Source organism: Desulfovibrio sp., from assembly GCF_034006445.1.
Lineage (GTDB): Bacteria > Desulfobacterota > Desulfovibrionia > Desulfovibrionales > Desulfovibrionaceae > Desulfovibrio.
Genome location: NZ_JAVESS010000014.1, coordinates 32694 through 46299, shown reverse-complemented (window position 1 = coordinate 46299; position 13606 = coordinate 32694). Strand labels below are relative to the sequence as shown.

The 13606-nt window shown below is 61.1% G+C and carries 8 protein-coding genes; 2 read left to right on the top strand and 6 right to left on the bottom strand.

Annotation, left to right across the window (positions count from 1 at the left end; translation table 11 throughout):
- Nucleotides 1–176: 176 nt before the first annotated feature.
- Nucleotides 177–1364 (top strand): bifunctional glutamate N-acetyltransferase/amino-acid acetyltransferase ArgJ, encoded by a 1188-nt coding sequence (gene argJ, locus RBR41_RS10980; protein ID WP_320352637.1) that lies wholly within the window; start codon nt 177–179, stop codon nt 1362–1364.
- 332 nt (nt 1365–1696) lie between these two features.
- Here argJ and RBR41_RS10975 read toward each other — a convergent pair whose 3' ends face one another.
- From RBR41_RS10975 to RBR41_RS10950, 6 genes are all read right to left on the bottom strand, one after another.
- The gene (locus RBR41_RS10975; protein WP_320352636.1) at nt 1697–2188 is read right to left on the bottom strand and encodes a FeS-binding protein; all 492 of its coding nucleotides are present in this window, start codon (nt 2186–2188) and stop codon (nt 1697–1699) included.
- Complete coding sequence (locus tag RBR41_RS10970) at nt 2185–3183, bottom strand: 4Fe-4S dicluster domain-containing protein (RefSeq protein WP_320352635.1); 999 nt, start codon at nt 3181–3183, stop codon at nt 2185–2187. The genes RBR41_RS10975 and RBR41_RS10970 overlap by 4 nt, the downstream gene beginning before the upstream one ends.
- A gap of 276 nt (nt 3184–3459) precedes the next feature.
- The gene (locus RBR41_RS10965) at nt 3460–4899 is read right to left on the bottom strand and encodes an oligosaccharide flippase family protein (protein ID WP_320352634.1); all 1440 of its coding nucleotides are present in this window, start codon (nt 4897–4899) and stop codon (nt 3460–3462) included.
- A gap of 9 nt (nt 4900–4908) precedes the next feature.
- Entirely contained in the window at nt 4909–5907 is a 999-nt protein-coding gene (locus RBR41_RS10960; protein ID WP_320352632.1) for an efflux RND transporter periplasmic adaptor subunit, read from the bottom strand.
- Nucleotides 5907–7370, bottom strand: a complete 1464-nt coding sequence (locus RBR41_RS10955) for a TolC family protein (RefSeq protein ID WP_320352631.1) — start codon at nt 7368–7370, stop codon at nt 5907–5909. Before RBR41_RS10955 ends, RBR41_RS10960 begins: the two co-directional genes overlap by 1 nt.
- A 66-nt stretch (nt 7371–7436) precedes the next feature.
- Complete coding sequence (locus tag RBR41_RS10950; RefSeq protein WP_320352629.1) at nt 7437–11909, bottom strand: acyltransferase domain-containing protein; 4473 nt, start codon at nt 11907–11909, stop codon at nt 7437–7439.
- A 351-nt stretch (nt 11910–12260) separates the two neighbouring features.
- On the opposite strand from RBR41_RS10950, the gene RBR41_RS10945 reads away from it, so the two are divergent.
- On the top strand, nt 12261–13580 hold the full coding sequence (locus tag RBR41_RS10945) for an aminotransferase class I/II-fold pyridoxal phosphate-dependent enzyme (RefSeq protein WP_320352628.1): 1320 nt from the start codon (nt 12261–12263) through the stop codon (nt 13578–13580).
- The last annotated feature ends 26 nt before the right edge of the window (nt 13581–13606 follow it).

The following is a 13606-nucleotide window of genomic DNA, read 5'->3' as shown; positions in this document are numbered from 1 at the left end:
ATCTGCGTGTACCTGGGCATGCCGCCTGCGCTACTGCCTTCAGGGCGAGCGTCTGCAAACACAGACGTCAGGGCAATTTCAGGGTGAAATTGCTTTCAACATGTACCTTGCTTCCGCAAGCCCGGCATTGTGCGCCTGGGTGCTACCTGCGGACGACATACTTTCAGGAGAGCGCCATGCAGAACGATTTGCCAAAAGGGTTCAGGGCAGGGGCCGCGGCAGCCGGGTTCAAGAAAGCCGGTCGGGACGACCTTGGTCTTATTGTTTCCGACACTCCCGCTGTACTGGCAGGCATGTTTACCCAGAATCTTTTCAAGGCCGCACCGGTACTGGTGTGCCAGGAAATTTTGACCCGTTCGGGCACGGCGCGCGCCGTGCTTGCCAATGCAGGTCAGGCCAATGCCTGCACCGGCGATGAAGGGCTTGCCAACTGCCGCGCGACTCAGGCCATGGTGGCCGGGCTGACAGGCCTTGATGCCGACGCGATTCTGCCGCTGTCCACCGGCGTGGTGGGCGCGCATCTCAGGATGGATCGCTGGCTTGACGCCGTGCCTGCGCTTGTCAAAAGCCTGGGCACGCGCGATGCCGAGGGTTTTACCCGCTCCTTTATGACCACCGACGCCTTCCCCAAATTCGCCACGCGCGAAGTGACGCTTACGGGAGGTACGGTGCGCCTGACGGTCATGGCCAAGGGCGCGGGCATGATCTGCCCCAATATGGCCACCATGCTTTGCGTCGCCCTCACTGACGCGCAGGTGGAGCGCAAACCCTGGCAGACCATGTTCGGGCGCGCGGTCGGCAAGACGTTCAACCGCGTGAGCGTTGACGGCGATACCTCCACCAATGACACCATTCTTGGCCTTGCCAACGGCGCTTCCGGCGTGACCGCCGCGAGCGCGGCGGATATGGGCCTGCTTGAAGAAGCGCTTACCGCCATTCTGGCCCAGGTCTCCTACATGCTGGTCAAGGACGGCGAAGGCGCGCACAAGGTTATCCATATCACGGTGACTGGCGCGGCCAATGATGCCGACGCGGAACTGGTGGCCCGCAGCGTGGGGCATTCGCAGTTGGTAAAGACCGCCATTTACGGCGGCGACGCCAACTGGGGGCGTATCGTGACGGCGGTGGGTTACAGCGGCGCAAAGTTCGACCCGGCCAAGGTCAGCATGAAACTTTGCGGCATTGAGCGCTTCCGGAAGGGCTGCCCGGTGAATGACGACCAGGAAGACGCGCTGGCCGAGCTGCTCAAGGGCAAGGACGTGCAGGTGGACATTGAACTTGGCAACGGCAATGGCTCATACAGCTTCAAGGCCTCGGATCTTGGGCATGAGTACGTTACGCTGAACTCGGACTACCGGTCTTAGGGAAACGCTGATTTATTCCGTTTGGCGGCGTTGCTTCACGGTGTTTCCGGGAGGCTCTTTACTCAGTGCTTTCCTACAAACTACCATAAAATTGTTAGAGCGTGTGGGAGGAACTCGTATGCATACGAGTCCTTCCCACACGCTTATTTTCAGATGGGATTGCCATTCAGCGCAAAAAGCGATTTTCAGAAGGCTCCACGCCGCATTGCGTTGCGCGCACTTACGGTAAGAGTTTTGGGGGGTGGGGGCGTGGGGGAGGAGACCCTTTTGCAAAAGGGTCCCTCCCCCACAAAGTTTTCCCCAATAAAACTGCTCCAGCGCCGCAGCGGCAGTTATACGGAAGGCCGCCCTTTTTCAGTGGTGCAGGCTTTCAGTGAACTGGGTCTTCCGGCAAGCCACAGCACTCCCTGCATCAGAAGAATGGGCACGAGCAGCAGGGCGCTGTATAGGTGGCAGAACTTTATGGCCGTGTAAGCATTCCCAAAAAGGGCCACATCGGGCAGGTTGTGCAGCATGAGGCCCAGGCCCGAGAGGGACAGCAATACCAGCAGAACCGTGCGGATGGCTCCGCAGCGTGTGAAGGAAAACTCTCTTCTGCCTCCGCACCACCATATAATGACGGCATATGTGCCGAGCATGAGCAGTACGGCTGCCGCGTAGTAATGCCATATGGTCGTGCGTGCGTCCGTCTGGACGAGGCCGTAACGGACGGCAAAGGGCAGATGCGACAGCCCGGAAAACACGGCGGTCAAGAGGGCTGTTGTCCAGAAAAAACAGAAAATGCCTGAAAACAGCTGTGTGGGTTTTTTTTGTGACCGCATCATGACTTTCGCCCCTTCGCTCTGTCGCGCAAAAGCCGCAACGAAGCCAGGGCCGCTCCCGCCAAAGGTGCTGCCAGTACAATATCCACAAGGCTGTTTTCTTTTTCCATGCTGGCCCCGGCCGGGCGCAGGCTGGGTCTGCCAAAGCTCACCTGTTCCTGTTGCAGCATGGCGGCCTCGATATCACGGAAGGGGATGGTCGAAACGTAAATGGTATTGGTGCCGCCGTTTTCCCTGAGCCCGAAAAGCTCGCCCTTTTTTTGTTCGGCCATTTCCTGCGCGTGGGCAACCATCGCGTCCCTGATGCCAAAGCTCTGGGCTCCGGCAGGACAGGCGGCAACACAGGCAGGGGGCTGGCCCTGGGCCAGCAGTTCATGGCAGAAGTCGCACTTGAAAATCAGGCCGTAGCCCTTATAGCGGGGAGCAAAGTTGAGGTACGGCCCGACCCCTGACTGTCGCTGGGGAATCAGCCAGGGACAGGCCCTCTGGCAGGGGCCGTCGCCAAAACAGATGTTTTCATCAATGTAGGCAGCACCTTGAGGACTTTGGCGGGCCGCGCCGGAAGGGCACAGGCTCACGCATTGCGGGTTCAGGCAATGCAGGCATCGGCGGGGCATGAAAACCCGGTGAACGCCGTTAGCCGAGGGCAGGGTGCAGGACTGGATATATATCCAGTTGTAGGGCGTCAGACGGTTGTTTATGTGCTGGCGCGTTGACCAGTCGCTGATGGGAACCCAGGAGGGCACAGGTTGGGGGATGGGTTGCTTGGGCACGGGCAGGTGCGGAAGGTTGCGGGCACGGCAGGCTGCAACGCAGGCCCCGCAGCCTGTGCATTTGTCCACATCAATGACGGTGCAGCAGTCAACGCCGTCGGAAGACAAGCGCAAAGACATGCCTTGGCTGGGCCTGGGCCCGGCCAGCGCCAGGCTGGCGGCAGCGCCAGCGGAGGTCAGCCCCTTGAGAAGTTTTCTGCGTTGTAGAAAATGATCACTTGGCATGAAATCACCTGAAGTTTCTAACTCTTGCGCAAGAGCCTAATTACAGGGTACGCGCTGCCGGAGGCTCACGTCAATGCAAGGCGGGGGATTGCGGATAAAAAATGCCCTGGCTGCCCGAAAAATTTAAGCATTTTGCCTGGGTGCGCGAGGCGAATGGCAGATGCAGTGCCCACTGCCAAAGCGGTTGTGCCGGTGTGGCGCAGCGTGCGGTGCGCGTCACGCTCCTGCAGCCCTGCGCATGCCTTTTTTTACGGTACACTGCTCTGGCGGGTTGACTTACGGCGTGCCCGTGGTTTCGGCCTGCGGTGGTTCGTCCGTGGGTTTTTCAAAGGGCGCCGGGGGCCGCCACCGCCAGAACAGGGCCAGCAGGGGGATGAGGCCCGCAGCTTCTGCAAGCTCGCGCGGAGCGACTGTGCCGACGCCCCACCAAAGGGCCACGCTTGAGGCTGCGGTGCCCAGCATGAGCAGCCATTGCCCAGGGCTCATGGGCCGGGTTGTCCACTGGAAAAAGCCTACAGTGAGGATGGCGACCCATACCTTGGTAATGGTCAGGGAAAGGGCCGCGCCATCCAAAGGATTGGCCGGGATAAGCGTCAGACAGCAGACAATGTTGAGCAAAAGCCCGCTGACATAGAAGAGCAGCAGCAGGCGGTGGCGGCGCATACCGATCATGGCATAGGCGGCGAGATTGTGCAGAAAGGCCGTGGCCAGACAGGGGGTAAGCAGTTGTTGGGCGCGAACCGCGCTTTCATAGCTGGGGCCGTAAACGAGGGGCAAAAACCTGTCGCTTTCCACACAGATAAGAAAGATGACGGGCAGGGATGCCGCCCACAGGGAGCGGGCCGTCTGTCCGGCAAGCTGACGGAAGGCGTCTTTGTCCTGCTGCCAGAACTTGGCCAGCAGCGGAAAGATGACCTTGCCGAGCAGGGCGCTGGACACCAGAACCGACAGGCCCTCTACGGTTTCCCAGGCCACGCCGTAGCCGCCCACATCGGCGTTGCCGCCGTACTGCTTGAGAAAAATGACGTTGATCTTGTTGTAGAACATGGCGCAGGCCGCCATGCAGGTGAAGATGAGGCCGTGCTTCATCTGGCGGGCAAGATCCAGCATGCCCTCACGGCCCACGCCCGCAAGGGGGTTGCGGCCCAGGGCGGCAAGAGCGAACACGATGCACAGGATGGATTCAATGGGCTTGTACAGCGCGATGACGATGGGCGGCGCGCCCATGACCACGCAGGTGATGCCGAAGCCGATGCCGATGAGCGCCGAAGGCACGCGGATGCGCATTTCCACATCCTGACGGCCACGGGCCTGGCACAGCGCAAAAAAAGAGTCGCTGACGCCGTCAAGGCCAAGCCCGGCGGCGATGCACAGCACGATAAGGCGCAGTTCCGGGCTGTAGTTCTGCCAGCCGGTGACAAGCCAGGTGACGGCCAGGGCCAGCACCAGCACTGTGAGTTTGAGCCAGGTTACTTCGCCCAGCAGGGCGCGGGGGCGGCCTTCGCGTCGGGCAAAGGTGGACAGCAGAAAATCATTGAGGCCAACGTCGGCAATGGTTTTTACCAGATAGCCAAAAGTAAGGGCCAGAACCACTTGCCCCATGATGTCGGGGCTGCGGCGGGCCAGCAAAATGGTAAAGGCCGTCCATGCCAGGTCGCGCGTCCATTGCGCGCCCAGAATGTAGCCGAGCCTGCGGGGAATGCTCTTGAGCTTCATGTGGGGGCTTTACCTGCTGCCCCCGAAACGCACAACAGCCTTGAAGCCGGGCTTGAGCTCCAAATCCGGGTTGGGCACGGTGATTTCCACAGTGTAATACGAGGGATTGGCAACGTTCATGTCACTGGAAACCCAAGATATTTCGGTTACCTTGCCCGTAAATGCCTTGTTGCCGAGAGAGGGAATTTCCACGGCAACTTTGTCGCCTTCGGAAATGCCGCTGACCTCGGCTTCATACACCGGCACCTGGATAAGCACGGGATTAAGCTGCCCCACCTTGATGGGAGCGCTGCCGGCGGAAAGCAGGGTGCCGGAGTTGAGCGTGGCGTCCAGGGACAATACATAGCCCTTGAGGGGCGAGGTCAGGGTCAGGGTATCGGGCAGAATTTCCCCTTCCTTGATTTCCTGTCCGTAGTAGCTGCTCAATTCCTTGAGGCGTACAGCAAAGCTGTTCTCGGCCTTGTTAATGGTGATGCGGGTGAGTTCGATGCGCTTTTGCAGGGAGGCCACGTCCTCTTCAAGACGGCCCGACGCCTGCCGCGAGCCAAGGCCCGAGGCCGCAAGCTGGCGCGCCTTGTTGCGCTGGGCAATGGTTTCCGCCAGTCGGCGCTCAAGATCCAGCACCTGGCTTTTGAGGCCCTCTGTGCTGGCGCCTTGCATGACTTCGCGCTGCACGGCGCGTTCCGCATCTTCATGCAGATGGTAGCGCATGAGGGGCGCGCCTTCTTCAACGGCATCGCCGGGCTTGACCAGCACGGTATCCACCACAGAGTTAAACGGCATGGGAATGGCGCGGATGACCGTGGTCATCACCTTGCCTGTAAGAATGGTCCCGCCGGATTTCGGGGCTTCTGCTCTCGGGGCGTCCGCTGCAAAGGCCGACGCAGCGAGAGTCAGGAAGAGCATAAGGGGCGCGAGGGACAGTGCGAGGGCCAGTGGGAGGCCCAGCACGCTCGTGCGGGGTGAACGGGCTGCCCCTGCGGGGCTGGTGCGGGAAAAACGCGCCATTACAGCACCTCCTTGGCGGGCAGGCCGAGGAAACGTTCCTGAAGCGAGGTGGCGAGGTACATCCATTCAAGCTGGGCCAGTTCACAGGCAAGTTCTGCCCGGATAAAGGCGATCTGGGCCTGCACCATGGCTTCCTGCCTGTCGGCCACGGCGGGAAGATCAGCAATGCCTTCGTTGAAGGAAATGTGGGCTTCCTTGTATTGCATGGTCGCCGTGTCAAAGCGGGTGCGCGCGAGTTTGAGCTCGGTTTCGGCCAGGGCAACGTTCTGTTCGGACTGCAGCCATTTGTTGGAATAGTCCGTGCGCTTGCGGGCCATTTCGTGGAAGGACTGGGCCTTCACCATGCGGGCGGTCTGCACGCCACGGTAGCGGCGGCCCCAGTCCAGCAGGGGGAAGTCGAAGTTCAGATGCAGAAAGGTGTCCTCACTGCCGCTGGGGGGCTGGTACTGTCCTGGAGGCGGGTAGCTGTTGACGCTGATGCTCATGCTGGGAATATACTGGGCCCAGGCGACCATGATATTGTAATCACCCAGTTTGATCTGGCCGCGCAGCAGCAGATCGTCTTCGGTGGTGTTCCAGCGGTCGTCCCACTTGAGGCCGCGCCCGTTGAAGCCCTTGAGGATGTCGTCCGCGTTGGCGGTGTCCACGTCCAGCCTTTGCTGTGGCTCCACGCCCGCGAGAATTTTCAGCTGGGTAAGCTGCATGGTTTCCTTCATCTTGGTCTGTTCCACCATCAGCTCCAGCTCGCGCTGGTGCTGCATGGCCAGATTGAGGGAAACGCCCTGACGGCCGTCCACGGCTTCCACCTGCTGCCAGTAGGCGATCAGTTCCTTGCCGATGGGCAGCAGGTCTTTCTGCACCTTTACGATTTTTTTCTGCGCCTGCAGTTGCAGGTAGGCCTGGGCAATCTTGTAGATGGCTTCGCCCACGGCCTTGCGGTGCGTGGAAATGGCCAGGTTGACCATGGCCTTCTGCACCTGATGTTCAAAATAGGTGGCCACAGGATTGGGGAACGCCGCATAGAAACCCACGGAAAGCTTCGTGCGCCCGTAGTCTCCGGGGGTCTCCTTGTTGTCCAGGTTGTTGCGGGTGAGGTTGTTGCTGACCTGCATGGTCATGCGGGGTTCTGGCAGATACTTCCACACGGCGTCGGTAAGGGCCACCCGCTTGATTTCCAGGTTCACAGCGCTGTTGACCAGCAGTGGCGACTGCTGGATGGTCAGGAAGACACAGTCTTCAAAGGTGAAAACCTTGCTGGGATCGTAAAGATTGGGCACTGCGGCCTCAAGTTTTGCCTTGTTTTCCACAGGCACGCCGGGCGCTTCTTCCAGCCAGTGCTTGGCGGGCAGTTCCGGGGACTTGAGCCCGGCCTTGTTGGAGGCGCACGCGGAAAAAAACAAGGTCATGACGAGCAGCAGCGGCAGATATGCACGCGCTGAGAGAGTACGTATAATATGCGGCATCAGGCACCCTTTGCAGTCTCGCGCTCGGCGCGTTGGTATATTCGCTATTGCTGTGGCGGAGACGCGCTAAAGCGCGGCGGCCCCGGTGTCCCGCCGGTTAAATTCAAGATGGTGGATAGTGAGAAAGATGCGGCCCTTTTCGTCGGCGGCCTGACCGTCAAAACGCAACAGGGCGGGGTCTGACCAGGAACGGCGCAGCATTATGTACCATGGTCCCTTGCCCCTTTCGCTGACAAAGCGGATGAATCCCGCCGCATGCAAGCGCCAGCGCCCCATGGCGTCGGCAACCGCCCCTGCGTCCATGTCGGCTTTGCCGGTACCCCGGGCAATGGCCAACCAGGCGGACTGCACCATTCCTTCCACCACATTGAGGATGTCAGTATAGCCTTTATTGCCATCGGGGGCAATGGCTGTATGACAATGCTCCAACCTCGCTGCGTACTTGTGGTTGGGCAGAACGGTAAAGTCGCGCAACATGCGCCAGGGGTGTCCAAACCCCATGGCGTTGTAAAAAACATCAGTATTTACTGTGTGTTGTATTGAGCCCGCGGGTGCGTCTTCACCATGCGCCCACATGGGCGGCACCTGCCCGTTGGCGGCGGCCAGCAGGGTCATGCCCGTAGCCACCGGCGTGTAGCGCTCAAGGTGCCTGCCGTTGGGCGTGAGCTCCCTTACGTCCAGAGTATTCCGGCACATGCGCGCCATGACGCCGTCCTGCATGAGCCAGGGTTCCGCCTCCACAGTGGCCCGGCATTCACGGGTAATGCCCGGCGGCAGCAAAGGGGGATCATAAAAGCGCAGGTCCAAAAAGCCGGTGACCGTCAGCCAGGGCAGCCACTGGCTGGATGCTTCCAGCAGGGCCGCCAGAGCACGGCTCGTCGGCAACCAGGGCGTGTCGCCCATGACGTTGTCGGGCTGGCCGCCGTGCAGGGCGAGATCCGTGTCGGCAAAGCGCGAATAGTGGCAGCAGCCCTGAAAAAGAGTGGATGTGGCCCGGTAGGGCGGCTGTGGATCGGGGAAAACCAGGGGATACAGGCGCGGCCTTTCCTGAATAACAAGCCCCTGCGGCAGGCCTTCGTTCCTGCCCGCATGCCCGTGGGCAGCGGCGGAAGTAGATCGGAGGCCCGCGCCGGATGCGGAAAAACCGGGCAGTGTTGTGGGCCGCACCCATAACACGTGGCGTGAGGTGCCCCGCAGAAGTTCGCGGGCCATCATGTCGCCCCAGTCATTGAGTCCGGCGCGCAGGCTCTTTTCCAGCAGGCGTATGGACCGGGTGCCCACGCCGGTTTCTTGCCCGAGTTCATCAAAGCGTTTTTCCAGCGGGCTGTCGCAGTACAGGTTTTCCTGCGTGGGTTGCAGCAGACTGCACAGGCATGCGTAACGCAGGCCGTGTATCTGGGTTACCCGCATGGCCGCAGCCAGCAGCTTGGGCATGCCGACGGCGGCGAAAGAAGCGGGTGAAAGGAGCGGGGCGGCATCGTGTTCTTCACTGTCGTAATGGCCACCAGGCGCAAAGATCAGCCCGTCTACCCTGCCTTCGTTTTTTACCAGACTTGTCAGGGCGGTGGCAACTTCCTCCGCCATGGTCTGGGCATCGGAGGCATCCCGTGGAACGCGCGCGTCAAGGTTGAGCGGCACAATGCGCGCGCCAGCCTTGGTCAGAGGCGCGCATGCCGCAACCTGTCCGCGCGGCACGGCCAGCACACAGCCCAGAGGCGCGAGACCGTTCATGAGAGAGGGCAGCAGGGCTGGCTCGAAAAACAGCAGGGCCAGAATGTCCCCCCGGCGGATGGGCAGGCCCTGGCCGCAGGGATCCAGCGGCAGTGCCTTGGGAACCTGGCTGGAATTTTGGGCTTTTTCTCCGCTTTCAGCCTGCGTAATCCGTTGCAGCGGGGTGAAGCGGCACAGCGGGGCGCAGGCCCGCACAAGCGCCTTCTGACGAACCCCGGCCTTACGGACAGCCTCGGACGTATCGGAGTTCTTCACTGCACCAAGACCGGACGCACCAAGAATACGTGCAAGATCGCCCACTGTGGACACTTGCAACAGGTCTTCAAAATTGACGGTGATATCCAGGGCCTTTTCCACTTCCTGAATGATGAGCGGAAAACGGCTGGAACGCAGGGCCAGGTCGTAACGCAGGTCCAGATCGGGCCGCATGTCTTCCACCGGACGGCCGCTGGCGCGGGCCAGCACGTCCAGCACCACGCGCAGGGCCGCTGCTGACGATACGGAGTCGGTGGCGTGGGCGGAGTCGGCGGAAAGGGGGGCTGCGGGCGCGCCTTCAGGCGTGGGGGCCGTGGCGGGAGCTGCCGTATTCATCGGCGCATTCATCGGGGCAGTCGCCGGTGCCGTCACCGATGCCGTCACCGGTGCAGGTGTCGCCGCAGGTGTCGCCGCAGCTTCCGGCGCTGCCGTGGGGCAGCCTGGGCCGCTGCCTGAGCCGCAGTCGGGGCCGCAGTCCGGCGAATCCACGGGAACAAGGCCGCAGTAGGGCAACGGCATATGCGCGGCCACGACGGCGTCCTTGCCCTGGCGTATGTCGGCCATGCGGGTGTTGATGGCTTTTTTGCTCAAATGTCCGAGCGCGTACAGGCGCGCGCACGTCTGGCGCATGCCTTCCACTTCCTTGCCCTTGCGTCCGGCGGACAGGCAGAAAGCCTGAGGTTCGTTGTCCTTGGCCAGACCGCAAAGGGTGTCCTGCGGGCCCAGTTCCAGAAAGTGGCGTATGCCGTCCCTGCGCCATGCCGCGCGTACGCATTCGGTCCAGCGAACGGAATTTTCATCCAGATCCGCGATATGACGGCAGATGGACGGCTGGTCGTGAGGGTAAAAATTCGTGGTGATGCAGCTCATGGTGGGGTGGAGCGGCGCGTGCATTTCAAGCGCATTGAGGCGGCGCAGCGCAAGGTCGCGCAGCATGCGCATGCTTGGGTGGTGGAAGGCCAGGCTCACGTTGAGCATGATGGCCGGTATGCGCCGCTTGCGCAGGCTTTTGCGGGCTTCCACCAGCACTTCGCGCGGCCCGCTCAGGATGAACTGCTGGGGGCTGTTGTAGTTGGAAACATAGAGAGCAGGCCATGTGGCGCGTGTTTCGTCAATGATCCCGGCGCTGGCGTGAACGGCCATCATGCCGGTCTCGCGCGTGGCGGCGGACTCCAGATCGGCCATATGCACGGCGCGGGTGTCGATTATGTACCAGGCCACTTCCGGGTCGTAGAAGCCGCTGAGGCACAGGGCGATCAACTCGCCCAGGCTGTGCCCGCAGAACAGCGTGGGCCGCAGGCCGAGGGAGGAAAGGACGCTCCACTGCGCAAACTCGAGCATGAAGAGGTAGGGAGACTGCCAGCGCGTGAGGCTGACTTTTTCAATATCCTTTTCATCCATAAGGCCGAGCACATCCCAGTCGGCCACAGCAGCGATGCGGTCCATGGCGGCGCGCGCCACAGGAAAATTGTCGTACAGTTCGCGGCCCATGCCGGGCCATACGGAACCAAGACCGCAGCACATGACGGCAAGGGGCGGGGCCTCGACTTGCGGCGAAAGCCAGACGCCGCGTCCTTCGAGGCGGGCCAGGTCGGCGGCGTCGGGATTGTGCGGCAGGGCCAGCAGTTCTTGCCGCCAAAGCGGATTGGTGCCCCCCATGCGCCACATCAGGCCGTCCTGGGGCAGGTTCGCGTAGCGCACGCCGTCCAGAATAAGCTCTTCCGGCAGTCCATCGTTTTCCGAGGTTCCGGCGGGGCTGGCAACAGAACTCAGGCCAGCGCCGGAGGTGAGACCGCCGGGCTGCCAGAGCGCAGGCGTTGTGCCGGAATGGTGCGGCTCAAACTTTTGTTGCTGGGGGTTTTTGCGGCATCTGAGCGTGTCGCAGCACGGAGGCGTGGGCGCAGGCAGGCTCAGGAGAAGCGGCTGGCACTGTACCGTGAGAGGCTCATCTGCCTGAAAGTCCAGCAAAAGGATGGTGGGCACCCGCCCTGACTGCGGGCGCATGGACTGTTCATCACCCAGGGCGCAATCCGCGTCGGAAGCGAAGTAGTCAGGGCATTGCGGCATGCTCACGCCCATGGTGTCTGTCTGCGGGGCGCTGCCGATCATGCACGGGTAGGCGTTTTGTGTTGCAGTGTCCGTGCCGAGCGCCGCGCGCAGCAGTCTTTCGCATTCCCTGAGGTGCGCGGGCTGAAAAGATTCAAATTGCAGGCGTACAGGCCCGAGCCGCCACAAATTTTGCAGCCCTTCCAGGGCAAGGCTCAAAGACTGGGCCAGAGCCGAAGAGACGGCGGATTCGTTCCAGTGCAGGCAGAGCATGACAGGCCCGGGGTTTTCCACAAGCTTGAGCCAGTCAAGGCAATGCCGCATCAGCGTCTTGGCGCACACCTGTTCGGAAGACGTGCCGGACTCTGCCGGATTTTCTGAGTTGGAACAGGAAAGCGTGATGCCTGGAGGCGACGCCACAAGCAGTCCGTCCTCAAGAACGGCGCTGTCTGGCGCATGGGCCTTGTCTGGCGGAGTGCCGGGAGCTGGAGCAGAGTCTTGCTGCATATATTTGGGGCCTATGGCGCGGGGCTGGTCAAATGGGCCAAGCCATAATGGGGTTTGATTAAGGGTTGTATGTTAGAGTATATTGGACCTCTTGTCCAGAAGCCGGGCAGAAAATAAGCCCTGGCGGCGGTGCGGCGAACCGCGACAGTGGCATCCAACAGGGCGGCATAATGACGAAAACTGCCCCAGCGGCGTTACGAGGCCTGGCTTGCTGACAATAGACATTCCGCACTTGCCATAGGTTGACGGTTTAGCTATACTGAATCCTTACAAAGTTGCGCCTTTTGCCCTGCCGCTTGCTGTCGGCTGCGGGCGGTGCATTTTTTTGGACAAATTTTAAGAGGATACGGCATGAAGAACGACCATTCCTGTCAGGCTGGCCAAGAGGCGGCGTCACCTGCTGCCGCCGCAGAAAGCTCCGCAGGCGGATTCAGCCGCATGCGTTCCAAGCTCGCCTTTGACCGGCTTGTGGAGATGGGAGCCAAGATGGGGATGGAAAATCCTCTTTTCCTCTGCCACGAGCGGGCGGCCAAGGCCACCACGCTCATAGGCGGCAAGGAATACCTGAACTTTTCCACCTACGACTATCTGGACATTAACGCCCATCCGGAAATTACCGAGGCCGTTACCCGCGCTGCCACCGTTTATGGCACGTCGGCCGGAGCCAGCCGCCTTGTGGGCGGCGAGCGCCCGCCCCACCGCGAGCTTGAGCGCGCCTTTGCAGACCTGTACGGTGTGGAAGACTGCATTGTCTACGTGAGCGGCCATGCCACCAACGTGTCTACCCTCGGCTTTCTGCTCGGTCACCGCGACGCCATCTTTCATGACGGCCTGGCCCACAACTCCCTGGTGCAGGGCGCACGCCTTTCGCACGCCGCGCGCTACTCCTACAATCACAATGATTGCGACGCCCTTGAAGAAATGCTCAAGGCCAAGCGCGCCGAGCACAAGCGGGCCATCATCGTCACCGAGGGCCTGTTCAGCATGGACGGCAATATTCCCGACCTGCCCCGCATCATCCAGCTGAAAAAGCAGTATGACTGCATGCTGCTGGTGGATGAGGCCCACTCTCTGGGCGTGCTCGGCAAGACCGGGCGCGGCGCGCACGAATATTTTGGCATTGACGCCACTGAAGTGGACATGTGGATGAGCACGCTCTCCAAATCCATGTGCGGCTGCGGCGGCTTTATCGCCGGCAAGCACGAACTGGTGGAATTTTTGAAGTACGGCTCGCCGGGCTTTGTGTTCAGCGTCGGCATGCCGCCCGTTATCGCCGTGGCCTGCCACAAGGCACTGGACATCATGCTGCGTGAACCGGAGCGGGTGCACAAACTGCAAAGAATTTCGCAGTTCTTTGTGGAATATGCCGCCAGCATCGGTCTGGATACGGGCTCGGCCCAGGGCTATGCCATCGTGCCTGTCATGGTGGGCGATCCTATGGTCGCGGGCTTTTTGTCCAATGCGCTTTTCAAGCGCGGCATCTATGTTATGCCCATCACCTTTCCGGCGGTCAAAGAAGGCACCGACAGGCTGCGCTTCTTCCTTTCCGCCGCCCACACCGAAGACCATATCCGTCAGGCCCTGGACGCGGTGAAGGAAGAAATTCCCAAGGCGCAGGCCATTGTAGAAAAATACAAAAGTGAACACGCCGAAGAAACCCTGGGCGAATAAAAAAAGCACTCCGGGCCGGGCCATCA